At 66.3% G+C, this 12,628-nt stretch carries 8 protein-coding genes; 1 reads left to right on the top strand and 7 read right to left on the bottom strand.

Features of this window, described 5'->3' with window-relative positions:
* Positions 1–65: 65 nt before the first annotated feature.
* Together Y887_RS14015 and Y887_RS14020 are read right to left on the bottom strand one after the other, a co-directional pair.
* Positions 66–872: a DUF4349 domain-containing protein gene (locus Y887_RS14015; protein WP_046964922.1), complete on the bottom strand. Its 807-nt coding sequence runs from the start codon at positions 870–872 to the stop codon at positions 66–68.
* A complete protein-coding gene (locus Y887_RS14020) occupies positions 869–1,225 on the bottom strand; it encodes a GFA family protein (RefSeq protein ID WP_046964923.1) in 357 nt (118 codons plus the stop codon). Before Y887_RS14020 ends, Y887_RS14015 begins: the two co-directional genes overlap by 4 nt.
* A 235-nt stretch (positions 1,226–1,460) precedes the next feature.
* Between Y887_RS14020 and Y887_RS14025 the strand changes: the two genes are divergently transcribed.
* Entirely contained in the window at positions 1,461–3,269 is a 1,809-nt protein-coding gene (locus tag Y887_RS14025) for a DUF885 domain-containing protein (protein WP_046964924.1), read from the top strand.
* Between the two features lie 464 nt (positions 3,270–3,733).
* On the opposite strand, the gene Y887_RS14030 is transcribed toward Y887_RS14025, so the two are convergent.
* From Y887_RS14030 to Y887_RS14050, 5 genes are all read right to left on the bottom strand, one after another.
* Positions 3,734–5,566, bottom strand: a complete 1,833-nt coding sequence (locus Y887_RS14030) for an ABC transporter ATP-binding protein (RefSeq protein WP_046964925.1) — start codon at positions 5,564–5,566, stop codon at positions 3,734–3,736.
* Positions 5,567–5,763: 197 nt separating this feature from the next.
* Complete coding sequence (locus Y887_RS14035; protein ID WP_046964926.1) at positions 5,764–6,360, bottom strand: plasmid pRiA4b ORF-3 family protein; 597 nt, start codon at positions 6,358–6,360, stop codon at positions 5,764–5,766.
* 96 nt (positions 6,361–6,456) lie between these two features.
* Positions 6,457–8,421: an esterase/lipase family protein gene (locus Y887_RS14040; RefSeq protein WP_052765015.1), complete on the bottom strand. Its 1,965-nt coding sequence runs from the start codon at positions 8,419–8,421 to the stop codon at positions 6,457–6,459.
* Positions 8,418–11,504: an efflux RND transporter permease subunit gene (locus Y887_RS14045; protein WP_046964927.1), complete on the bottom strand. Its 3,087-nt coding sequence runs from the start codon at positions 11,502–11,504 to the stop codon at positions 8,418–8,420. Before Y887_RS14045 ends, Y887_RS14040 begins: the two co-directional genes overlap by 4 nt.
* A complete protein-coding gene (locus Y887_RS14050) occupies positions 11,501–12,604 on the bottom strand; it encodes an efflux RND transporter periplasmic adaptor subunit (RefSeq protein WP_425445610.1) in 1,104 nt (367 codons plus the stop codon). The genes Y887_RS14045 and Y887_RS14050 overlap by 4 nt, the downstream gene beginning before the upstream one ends.
* Positions 12,605–12,628 lie beyond the last annotated feature (24 nt).

Here is a 12,628-nt window from a genome sequence, read left to right on the forward strand (position 1 = left end):
CAAGGGCGCACGCTGCCGGCTACGGCACCTGGCTGGTGCGGCAATGCCGCCCAGCCGCATGCAGGTCAGGAGGTCCTGCGTCGCCGCGCGCGCCAGCGCCACGCCTGCAACAACAGCCATCCGGCGATCGCCGCCACCAGCGCCACTGGCAGCAATGCCGCGACTGCGCGGATCACGAACGCCACGCTGGAGGAGAACACCTGCCCGAACTCGGCAGTGGCCTGCGCGATCTCGCTTCTGCCCTGCTCCCCGCCCGTACTGCGGAAGTTGAGCGTCAGCAACTGCGTGCGGATACGGCGTTGCTGCTGCGCGGACTCCTGTTGGGTCTGCTGCGCCTGGGCTTCGATCTCGGCCAGGCGCTTGGACAATGCAAGCAGATCGCTCACCGCCAGATCGCGGCGCTGCTGCAACTCTAGCAGACGCGCGTGCTCCTTTTGAAGGCGTGCCTGCGCCAGGCCGGTATCGGCAATCTGCTGGGCCAGATCCTCGGTGCGCGTGCTGCGTGCCGCGACCTCTCCGTGCTGGCCGGCCAGTTGCACCAAGGGCTCGATGCCATCGGGCACCGTGCGCACGCGAACGCTGCCGCTGGGCTCGCGTCCGCCATCCTGTTCCACCGCCAACAGCGCGCAGGTGCCGAACTGCGCGCTCTGGCAGGCAGCGCGCACGGCCGCGATGCGATGGCCGATCTGATCGGCAGGCAACTCGATCCGCACATCGTGTTCGTACGCAAGAGCATCGCCTTGGGCGGCTGGCGGCGCGGGCGGTGCCGGGGCACCGCCATCTGCGGCCATCTCACCCGGAGGCCGCGCGCACCCGCACAGGGCCCAGCCGACCAGCAGCGCGATGCCGGGCCAGCGCGTGCCGCGCCTCATAGGCTGGCTCCGTCGACCTGTTGCACGTTCAAGGTGGCCAGATCCAGCGCGGGCAGGCAGCGGACGTTGACCGCCAAGCTGGCTTCGCCGGTCTTGGGGTTGGCGCCCTCGCTGAAGGGCGCAATGCCGCACTGCGGGCAATGATGATGATCGATATGGTGGCGATTGAAGCGGTAGGTGCCGACCGCGTCCGGGTCCGCCTGCAGGCGCAGCTGGGTACGCGTGCCGAACCAGAGCAGGCCACCACGACGGCGGCACAGCGAGCAATTGCAGTCGTAGACCTCGGTGATCGGGGCATCGGTCTCCAGCTCGAAGGCGATGCGTCCGCAATGACAGCTACCGGCATACAACATGGTGTTCCTCCTTGGAATGCGCCACCTCGCTGTGGCGTGCAACAGGCATACGGTGGCGACACGACGGCGGGCAAGGCGCCAGCCAGGACCCCTGCCGGAGACCGGCCGATTCAGCATGCCGGCCGAACCCGCTTGGCGCGCGACGCACCGAGTCGACCGCCACTCTAAACCAATGGCGGATGCGGACAACCGCGCAGTTGCCTATGCTGGCAGATTGACTCCACCAGGACCCACCATGCGTCAACGCCTGCTTGTCCTCGCCCTGATCGCCGGCCTGAGCGCCTGCCAGCAGCAGCCCGAATCGCCGCGCGCCGGTACCGCCCCGCCCGCCGGTGCGCACGATGCGCAGACCCCGGATGCGCGTTTTGCCGCGCTGTCCAAGCGAGCCCTGGACACCTGGATGCAGCTGTCGCCGGTCACCGCCACCCAGACCGGCGATCACCGCTTCGATACGCAGATCGACGATCTCAGCACCGCCGGGCGCCAGCGCAGCCTGGAGGCCGGCAAGAAGCTGCTGGGCGAGCTGGATGCGATCGACGTCGCCAAGCTGTCGCGCGAGAACCAGGTCGATGCGGCGATCCTGCGTAACCAGCTGCAGTCGGAAATCTGGAACACCGAGGTCCTGCAGAGCTGGGCCTGGGACCCGCAGGTCTACAACGGCCTGGCCGGCAGCGCGTTGTACGGGCTGATGGCGCGCGAGTTCGCGCCGCTGCCCGAGCGGCTGGCGTCGGCCACCCAGCGCATGGAAAAGATCCCCAGCATCTTCGCCCAGGCACGCGCCAACCTGGACCCGGCGCGCGTGCCCAGGATCCACGCCGAGACGGTGGCCAAGCAGAACAAGGGCATCCTGAGCATCGTCGACACCTTGATCGCGCCCAACATCAGCCAGCTTGGTCCGATCGAAGCGGCGCGCGCGCAGGCGGCCATCGACAACCTGCGCAAGGCCGTGACCGAGCAGCAGACCTGGCTGGACACCGTGCTGGTGCCCAATGCCAAGGGCGATTTCCGCGTCGGTGCGGACAAGTACGACCAGAAGCTGAAATTCGCGCTGCTGTCGTCGCTGTCGCGCGCCGACATCAAACAGCGGGCGGAGTCCGAACTCAAACGCGTGCGCAGCCAGATGTACGACATCGCGCGGACCGTGCTCAAGGACAGGCAAGGTGCGCCGAAGCTGCCCGCCGCGCCCAGCGACGACCAGCAGCAGGCCGCGATCGAAGCCGCACTGGAACTGGCCTATGCCGACAAGCCCGCGCGCGACAAGGTGGTGGACGAAGCCAAGGCGGCGCTGGCGCAATCCACTGAATTCGTGCGCCAGAAGGATTTGATGACGCTGCCGGATTCGCCGGTGGACATCATCCTGATGCCGGAATTCCAGCGTGGCGTGGCGGTGGCGTATTGCGATTCGCCCGGCCCGCTCGACAAGAATCTCAAGACCTTCTACGCGGTGTCGCCGATCCCCGACGATTGGAACGACAAGCAGGTCGACTCGTTCCTGCGCGAGTACAACACCCGCATGATCCATCTGCTCAGCATCCACGAGGGCACGCCGGGCCATTACCTGGAAGGCTGGCACTCGGCCAAGTTCCCCTCCACGCTGCGTGCGGTGCTGCGCTCGGGCATGTTCGCCGAAGGCTGGGCGGTGTACACCGAACGCATGATGCAGGAACAGGGCTATCTGGAGAACGACCCGCTGTTCCACCTGGTGCAGCTCAAGTTCTACCTGCGCACCATCGCCAACGCCATCCTCGACCAGGGCGTGCATGTGGACGGCTGGGATCGCGACAAGGCGATGCACCTGATGACCCACGACACCTTCCAGCAGGAAAGCGAGGCCTCCGGCAAATGGGTGCGCGCGCAGCTGTCGTCGGCGCAGCTGCCGACCTACTTCGTCGGCGTGCAGGAACACCTGGATACGCGCAAGGCGGTGCAGGACAAGCTGGGCAAGGACTTCAACCTGAAGGCCTACCACGACAAGATGCTGTCCTATGGCGCGCCGCCGGTGCGCTTTGCACGCGAGTTGATGCTGGACCAGCCGATCGAGTGATTGATCGTCCTCCCGAGGGGAGAGCGAGTGCCCTTCTCCCGCATGCGGGAGAAGGTGCCCCGTAGGGGCGGATGAGGGCGCGGGCGAAGCCTCGTATGGCAGAACAGCGAGTGGTTCGCCCCGTACCCTCACCCCAACCCCTCTCCCGCAGGAGAGGGACTTGCTCCAGCAGACGGATGAGGCGCTGCCTGTCTCCCTTCTCCCGAAGGGAGAACGGGTGACCCTTCTCCCTTCGGGAGAAGGTGCCCCAAAGGGGCGGATGAGGGTACAGGCGAAGCCTCGTATGGCCGACCAGCGAGTGGCTTTGCCCCGTACCCTCACCCCAACCCCTCTCCCGCACGCGGGAGAGGGGCTAGATCTCGACGTTACTACGCCCGCCTGCGAGCTCTCGCATCGAGCATCGAGCACTCAAGCGCTCAAGCACTCAAGCACTCAAGCACTCAAGCACTCAAGCATCGTTCGACTCATCCATCCGCCGCAACAAACCCTCCGGTCTGTCTCGCCCACAGGCGTGCATACAGCCCGCCCTGCGCGATCAATTCTGCATGCGTGCCGGTCTCGACGATGCGTCCGGCGTCCATCACCACCAGCCGGTCCATGCGCGCGATGGTGGACAGCCGGTGCGCGATCGCAATCACCGTCTTGTTGCCCATCAACGCGTCCAGGCTGTCCTGGATCGCCGCTTCCACTTCCGAATCCAGCGCCGAGGTGGCCTCGTCCAGGATCAGGATCGGTGCATCCTTCAGCAGTACCCGCGCAATGGCGATGCGCTGCCGTTGACCGCCCGACAGCTTGACCCCGCGTTCGCCCACAAAGGCATCGAATCCGCGCCGGCCTTCGCCATCGACCAACGTGTCGATGAAGCCATCCGCGCGCGCCTTGCGCACCGCTTCCAGCATCTGCGCATCGCTGGCCTGCGGCCGGCCATACAGCAGGTTATCGCGGATCGAGCGATGCAAGAGCGAGGTGTCCTGGGTGACCAGGCCGATCTGCCCGCGCAGGCTTTCCTGGGTGACCTGGGCGATGTCCTGCCCGTCGATGAGGATGCGTCCCTGCTCCAGGTCGTACAGACGCAGCAATACGTTGACCAGGGTCGACTTGCCCGCACCCGATGGCCCGACCAGGCCGATCTTCTCGCCGGCACGCACCTGCAGATCCAGCCCGGCGATCACACCGCCGCGTTTGCCGTAGTGGAAATGGATGTGCTCGAACCGCACCTGGCCCTGCGTCACCTGCAGCGGCACCGCGTTCGGCGCGTCCTGTACCAGCACCGGCTGCGAGATGGTCTGCATGCCGTCCTGCACGCTGCCGATATCTTCGAAGATGCCGTTGACCGTCCACATGATCCAGCCGGACATGTTGTGGATACGGATCACCAGACCGGTGGCCAGCGTGATCGCGCCCACGCTGATCTGGCCGCGGCTCCACAGCCACAACGCCAGGGCGCAGGTGCCGACGATCAGGAAGCCGTTGGCCACGGCAATGGCGGTGTCCATCGCCGTGGTGACGCGCGTCTGCCCGCGATGCTTGACCGCCAGTTCGTCGATCGCGTCGCGCACATAGGCTTGTTCGCGGCCGGCATGGGCGAATAGTTTGAGCGTGGAAATATTGGTATAGCCATCGACAATGCGCCCGGTCGCCTTGGAGCGCGCATCCGATGCGATCCAGGCGCGCGCCTTCATGCGCGGCACGAAGAACGCCATCAGCGCCACATACACCACCAGCCAGAGCAGCAGCGGCACCATCAACCACGGGTCGGCTTGCGCGAACAGCCACAACGCGCTGCCGGTATAGACCACGATGTACCAGAGCGCATCGACCATCTGCACCGCCGACTCGCGCAGCGAGGTACCGGTCTGCATCACCCGGTTGGCGATGCGGCCGGCGAAATCGTTGTTGAAAAAGCCCAGGCTCTGCCGCACCACGTAGTTGTGCATCAACCAGCGCGAGCGGTTGCTCAGGCCCGGCACGATCGCCTGGTTGACCAGCAGGTTGTGCAGCCCGGTGAACAGCGGCCGCGCCACCAGCGTGATCGCCGCCATCCAGAGCAACTCGCCGGCATGACGGCGAAAGAAGTCCGCTCCCGGCCGCTCGGCCAGCATGTCCACGATGCGCCCGAGGAAGTCGAACATCGCCACTTCCACCAGGGCCAGCAACAGCCCGGCGATCAGCGTGGCCAGCAGGATCGGCCATAACGGCCGCAGATAATGCAGATAAAAACGCCACACACTGCGGGGCGGCATCTCCCGCTCGATGGGCGGGAAGATATCGATCAGGGACTCGAACCAGCGGAACATTGCAGACACTTTCGGGAAACACCGGGAGATCAGGCTAGCTGATCGCGCGTCAAGCTGCAGTGGCGCTGGCGTCGGGTTGCTGCAGCATCACCTGCACGGCAGGCTGCGATGCGCGCGGCAGGCAACCGGATCGATCTCGGTTGCCCAGGCCATGCATGGCCTGGGCATCACTGCAGATCATGAGGCGTCGGTCGCGCTCACTCGCGGACACGCGCGAGCAGGCGGTTGACCTCGGCCAGATCGAAATGGCCCGGATCGAAGCGCCCGCCCAGGGTGGCCAGCTCCTGCACATGTTGCGCATGCTCCGGGTCGGCGATGATCCGCAGCAACGCCTGGTAGCTGTCGATTCCTTCGCTGCTTTCCGGCGGGCAGGCACTGGCGCCGTCCACGCAACGGCCCGCGCGCAGGCTCGCGTCCGGTGGCAGGATCGCCTCGACCTGGACGCGGTGCTGCCAACCCGCGCCGGCACCGTAGAAGTAGTCGAACCGCTCCAGCTCGCCCACCGCGCTTTCCAGCGTGACACGGGCCGCATGCTTGAGCCGCGGTCGGTCTGGAACATCCAGCCCGGACTCGCCGTAGCGGCCGCCGCCCAGGTCGAATTCGTATGGATGCGCGCCGTTCCAGCCCATCACCGGTTGCAACACGCGATGCAGCGTGGCCAGGCGCAGCGCTCCTGGCACCAGCACGCGGCGCCAGATCAACGGTGCGCTCTCCACCAGCGAAACATGCAGCTGATACACCGGCGCAGGCGCGGGCACCGCCTGCTGCGCAGCTTTCTTCTTGGCCTTGGTCATCGGGTCTTGGTCGCCTGTCTCAACGCCAAGTATGGCGCGCCCGGCCAGGGACTGCAGCGCAGCGTCATCGAAAGGATGCCGGCAACCAGTCGTGCGTTACGGCTCTTGCGATCGCACCGCATCTCGAGCCAATGGTTCCAGCGACGCCGGCAGCGCATCCGGCAAACCACTGTCCTGGCGCAGGATGCGGCGGATTTCCAGGATCGCGGCAGGCGTCTCCTGCACGCTGTGGCCAGACAGGATCACCTTCTCCGAGCGGGCACCATCCAGATGCGCACTGCGATACGGCACAAAGCCATCGCCGGAACTCGCCAGCGGGCCGTGCAGCGTGCGGCGCGCGATGATCGAGTGATACGGCACGTTGGGGCTGATCGACAGCTCCGCTGCTGCCTGGATGAACGGATCGCTGTCGCGGAGATTATCCATGCTGGTCGGCAGGCGATCTGGACGTGTGCCGGCCACGTCCATGACATCGGCAAAGCGGCCCAGCAAGGTCGCCGGCAGGACGACGAAGCGTCTCACCACTCCCGCCAACATGCCGTCCGCTGCAGGCGTGCCTCGATGCGGCGCGGCGATGAAGACCGCGCGCCCGACGGACGGCATCGCTGTGAACTCCAGCATCGGGCCGAGTTTTCGGCGCGCACGTGCGACGCGGTCGCTGTCTGGGGACAGATCGCCAAATAGGCGCAACCAGAGCGTGTCGCCTCGGCTGGATGACACCATCAGCCGCGCCAGGATGCCGCCCATGCTGTGCCCGACCAGCACCATCCCATGTGACGCGGCGTTGTTGCCGGCCGGGTCGAAGTGCTGCAAGGTGGTCTCGATGGTGCGGCGGACGGCGATGTGGTTGTACGGCAGCGGCAGATTGGTCGGGTAATAGACCAGCCAGATCTGGTAACGCTCACGCAGTGCCGCATCGCCCAACACTTCGTTGGCCATGTTGACCCAGGCCTCCGGGCTGCTGGCCAGACCATGCAGCAGGAGCAACACCCGTCGGTTCGGGTCGTAAGGCTGAAGCATGAACACCTGCGGCTTGCTGATGCCCTGCTTCAGCCCAAAGAACGTTCGCAGCGACTGATCGGCAAAACCCGCGCGCGCCAGCCACACGCCATATCCGGCGGTGAAGTTGCCCGCCAGCGGTGCCTGGTAGTCGCCGAAGCCGGAGCTGGCCGTTTGCAGTGGATCGTGCCCTTCGAGCGTCACCTGCGTGCTGCCGAGCACCTGGGCCAGCGAGCTGCCATGGAAGCGCAGCAGCACCGTGACATTGGGCGTGTGCATTTCATTGAAGTCGCCGGTGGCGATGTCCGCATCCGCTGCGGGAGGCGCCTGATGTGTTCCCGGCAACACCGCCACCATCGCGGTGCCGAAGCCGTCGCGACGATAGACGCTGCGCAAGCCGTCGAAGCGCATCGTCGAAGCAGACAGGATTGCCTGTGGCATCGGCATCTGCTCGATCGGCCCCAGCTCGCTGACATCCAGCGTGACCGTCCACGGCGCGGGTGCCGGCAACCGGGTCAACTCGCCGTCGCGCGGTTCTGCCTGCCGGTAGCGTTGGAACAACGCGGCGACACTCTGCTCGGTCGCATAGTTGTAGTAATCGCGCACCTGGGTCTGGCGATCCTCGAACGCACGCTCGCTGGGCGAACGCCCGCTGTAGAACAGATAGGCATACGCGTAGCGCGCCGTCTGCAACCAGCGGGTCAACTCCGCATCGGAAACCTGCGCGCCGGCGGCAGGACGCCGCTTGAGCGCCTGCAATAGCGACACCTCCGCTGCCGCAGACAGGCGCCGCTCCTGCGGCAGGCCAGCGCCGTGCATTAGCTGTTCAACGCACTGACTGCGCGCATCGGCACAACTGCCCGCATCCAGTCCGAGCACGCGCAGACTCTCCAGCGTGCCACTCCCGAGTGTGCCGGTGCTCAATGCGTCGCCACGCAGTGTTTGCAGATACGCCTCGGGTGTCACCGGCTTCAGCGTCACCATTGCGCAACCACTGCCGAGCACTGCGCACAGCAGCACCCAACGGACGCTGTGCAGTGACGTCGATGACCATGTCTTCATGCGCCGCCAGCTCCATGATCCGCAGCCCCACGACCAGACCACCGCAGGCCGAACAGCAAGTCGTACAGGATCGGAATCAAGCCCAGCGTCACCAGGGTGCCCAACGCCAGGCCTCCGATCATGGTGATGGCCATGCCGGTCCACAGCGGGCCGGCGAACAGCATCAGCGGGATCAGGCCGACGATGCAGGTGAGCTTGGTCATCACGATCGGGCGCAGGCGCTTGACCGCTGCAGTGACCACCGCCTCGCGGCGCGGCAGGCCATCGGCTAGTTCGGCCTCGATGCGCTCCAGCAGCAGTACCGCGTTGTTGACGATGATCCCGGCCAGCGCCAGCAAGCCGAAGGTAGCCATGAAGCCGAACGGATACCCGGTGATCACCAGAGCCAATGCCGCACCGATCAACACGAACGGCACCGCCGACATCACGATGAACAGCTTGCGGAACGAGTTGAACTGCCACACGAACAGCAGCAGGATCGCGCCCAGTGCGTGCGGCATGTATTGCAGCAGCGCCTGATTGGCCTCGGCAGAATCCTCCAGCTCGCCGCCGATTTCCAGCCGATAACCGGGCGGCAGCTTGAGCGCGGCCATCGGCGCCGACAGCCGCTCGACGATTTCTGTCGCAGTCAAGCGTGGATTGCGTGCGGTGACCGTGATCGCTCGACTCAGATTGCGCCGCTGGATCGCCGAGGGCTCGCTGTCGCGCAGCACCGTGGCGACCGCCGCCAGCGGCACCGGCGCAGCGCCGGCTTGCGCGTACACCAGGGTGTCGCCGGGCGTGCCATCGGCGGCACGCTCCTGCGCACTGCCACGCAATACGATCGCCACCGAGCTGCCATCGTCGCGCAGCAACGAGGCGTCCACGCCGCTGTAGCGCGCCTGCAGCGCTTGGGCGACATCCTCGCTGCTCACGCCGGCACGCCGGGCCTTGAGCTGGTCCACCTGCACCACGTAGCGCGGAATGCGCGCCTGCCAGTCGTCCTGCACATCCACGGTGCCCGGCACTGCGCGCAGCGCCTTGGCAATGGCCGCCGCACTGCTGCGCAGTACCGCTTCGTCGGGGCCGACCACCCGATACACCGCCATCCCGGCTTCGGTCGCGCCCAGCGAAAACCGCTTCGGTTCGGCGCGTACCGCGGGAAAGCGGCTGCGGACATGCGCGCGTACCCGTGCAATGACTGCATCGATGTCGGTGCCGGGCCGCACGCTCACGGTGAAATACGCCATGTTGGCTGCAGGCAATGGTGGATTCAGGCCCAAAACGATGCGCGGGCCGCCGTCGGCGACATAGCCGATGCTGTCGGCAACCTCCGGATTGGCGCGGCGATCGGCCAACCAACGGCTCAGCTCGCTCACCGTGCGCAGGGTTTCGCGCGCGTCCGTGCCCGCCTGCAGGGTCACCGGCATCTGGAACTGCAGACGATCGGACTTGGGCAGGAAATCGTAAGGGATCGACACCAGCACCGTGACCGCCACCGCCAGCATCGCCACCATCCCGGCGATGAACAGCGCCTTGTGCATCAGCACGCGTTCGATGACACGGCGATAGCTACGATAAAAGCGTGATTCTTCGGTGTCGCTGTCTTGTGCAACATGCGCCTTGGCGAAGTACATGCACAACAGCGGCGTCACCGTGATGCTGAGCAGCCACGAACCCAGCAGCGTCACGCCGAGCACGGTGGCCAGCGAGCGCAGGTATTCGTTGGTGCTGGTCTGGCCGAAGAAAAATGGCGAAAACGCCAGCACGATCACCAACGAGGAGGTCAGCAACGGGGTCGCCAGGGTACGGCCGGCTGCGATGCAGGCCTGACGACGCTCTTCTCCCGCAACCAGGCGGCGTTCGATGTCTTCGGCAATGACGATGCCGTTGTCCACCAGCAGGCCAAGCGCAAGAATGATCGCGGCGATGGACACCGTCTGCAGTTCGACGCTCAACACGCGCATGACGATCAACGAGGCGAAGATGGTCAGCGGCACGATCGCGCCGACGATCAGGCCGGTGCGCCAGCCCAGGAACAGCATCACCACCGCCATCACGATGACAATGGTTTCGCCCATGACGTGGTGCATCTTGTCCATCTCGCGCTCGACCACGTCGGCCTGGAAGGTGACCACGTGCTGCGCGAACCCTGCGGGCAACTGGTGCGCGGTCTCGTCCAGCTTGGCGCGTAGCGTTTTACCGAACTCGGCGATATTGCTGCCGGGCTGCATCGCCACCGACACCACCACCGCTGGCTGGCCCTGGTAGACGGCCGCGCTTTCCGGCGGATCGGCCGGCATCACCTGCACCTGCGCCAGCTCGCCCAAGGTCACCTCGCGCGCGCCAGTGGCGTTCGCTGTCGGCAAGGTCAGCAGCAGGTTCTGCAACTGCGCAGGCGTGCGTATCTCGCCGGAAGTCGCAACCGTCATCGCCAACCCGGAGACCGTCGTCTGGCCGCCGGAGGCCACCACATTCTGCGAGCGCAACTGCGCCATCACGCTGGCCGGGCTCAGCCCGGTGGCCAGCAGCCGCGCGCGATCGAACGCCACGTAGACGCGCTCGTCCTGCAGCCCGTACAGCCTCACCTGCTCCACGCCCGGCAAGGTGTACAGCTGCTCGCGCATGCGCCGCAGCGGGGCACGCATCTCGCTCATCGAAAAACCTGGCGCCGTGACCGCAATCGAGGCCACCGACACCCGGCCGAAGTCGTCGTCGATCAATGGCCCGAGCGTTCCCGCAGGCAGCTGCGCACCGGCCTCGGTCGCCTTGGCGCGCACGCGCTGCCACAACGCCGGCAGATCCTGCACATCGTCGTAAGCGGTCAGCTGCACGATCGCGCTGCCGGGCCGCACCGTGGTCACGATGCGCTTGATGCCGGCCAGTTCGCGCAAGCGCTCTTCGATCGGGTGCGCCAGCAGGGTTTCCACCTGCTCGCTGGGCATGCCCGGAAACGACGCCGACACGATGGTGTCGCGGACGGTGACCGACGGTTCCTCCTGCGAGGGAAATCCGACGAACGCCACGATGCCGCCAACCAGAATCATCACTGCCGCAAACAACGTCAGCCGGCTCGACGTCATCGCCATCCGGGTCAGCATCATGGCGCCTGCACTCCGCCCAGCTGCGTTTGCGCCTGAAACGGCATCACCGGCTGGCCATCGATCAGGAAGCCCACGCCCGTGCTGACCACCTGTTCGCCTGCCTGCAATCCGCGCTGGACCTGGATCCGCCCGCCGACGATCGACCCGAGTTCGACCGCACGCTCGACCACGATCCGTTGTGCCGGCCGATACACGAACACGCTGGCCTGTTGACGATTGAGCCTGGGCAATACCGCCGACAGCGGCACGCTGGGCGCGCCTGCGGCATGTGCAGGCAATTGCAGCAGGACACTGTCGCCACTGCGCAAGGCTTGTGGCGCGCGTACCACCTCGAGAATCGCCAGCGCAGTGGCGCCGTTATCCAGGCGGCTGGACAGGCTGCGCACGCGTAACGTCAGCGGCACCGCAGGCTCGTCGGCCAGCGTGGCCTGCACGGTTTGCCCAGGCCTCAGCCCGGCGGCAGCAACCGGCGGCAGATTGGCGAGCAATTGCAGATGCGCCTGCCCTTCCACCTGCAGCACCACCTGCCCCGCCGCCACATCGGTCTGCGGTTGCTGCAGGCGTGCGATCACACTGCCATCGAACGGTGCGCGCACCTCGCCCAGACGCGATGCGCGGCGCGCCAGCGCCAGGTCGGCCCTTGCCACCTGCAGCTGCGCGCTTGCCGCATCCGCCGCCGCACGTGCGGCGGCCAGCGTGGCCGCAGAGCTGGCACCATCGTCGAACATGGCCTGCTGCTGGCGCAGTTGCAGCTGCCGCTCGCCAGACTGTGCCATCGCCGCACGCAGGTTTGCATCGGCCTGCTGCTGGCGCAACTGCAGCGGCTCGGCATCCAGACGTGCCAGGACCTGCCCTTTCTGCACGTGATCGCCCACATCCACCAGCAAGGCGGCGATACGTCCGCCGCTCTCGAATGCCAACTCGGCGCGCTGTTCCTGACGCACCATCGCCGGCACCTGCAGCCATCCGGTGTGATCGGCACCGAAGCGCTCCAGCTTGACCGCCCGCGGTGTCTCGGCAGCCGGCGCATCCGGCCGGCTGCAACCGGCCAGCACGAGCACCAGACTGCACCACGCCATCCTGCGAAAGAATTCCATCATCACGCTCTCCCCTGCCATGCGCCG

The sequence above is a fragment of the Xanthomonas pisi DSM 18956 genome (genome assembly GCF_001010415.1).
Classification (GTDB): Bacteria; Pseudomonadota; Gammaproteobacteria; order Xanthomonadales; family Xanthomonadaceae; genus Xanthomonas; species Xanthomonas pisi.

Coding starts and splice junctions, on each gene's coding strand:
- Y887_RS14030 (WP_046964925.1), bottom strand. CDS start 5,566: ATGTTCCGCTGGTTCGAGTCCCTGATCGATATCTTCCCGCCCATCGAG.
- Y887_RS14035 (WP_046964926.1), bottom strand. CDS start 6,360: ATGACCAAGGCCAAGAAGAAAGCTGCGCAGCAGGCGGTGCCCGCGCCT.
- Y887_RS14040 (WP_052765015.1), bottom strand. CDS start 8,421: ATGAAGACATGGTCATCGACGTCACTGCACAGCGTCCGTTGGGTGCTG.
- Y887_RS14015 (WP_046964922.1), bottom strand. CDS start 872: ATGAGGCGCGGCACGCGCTGGCCCGGCATCGCGCTGCTGGTCGGCTGG.
- Y887_RS14050 (WP_425445610.1), bottom strand. CDS start 12,604: ATGATGGAATTCTTTCGCAGGATGGCGTGGTGCAGTCTGGTGCTCGTG.
- Y887_RS14045 (WP_046964927.1), bottom strand. CDS start 11,504: ATGATGCTGACCCGGATGGCGATGACGTCGAGCCGGCTGACGTTGTTT.
- Y887_RS14020 (WP_046964923.1), bottom strand. CDS start 1,225: ATGTTGTATGCCGGTAGCTGTCATTGCGGACGCATCGCCTTCGAGCTG.
- Y887_RS14025 (WP_046964924.1), top strand. CDS start 1,461: ATGCGTCAACGCCTGCTTGTCCTCGCCCTGATCGCCGGCCTGAGCGCC.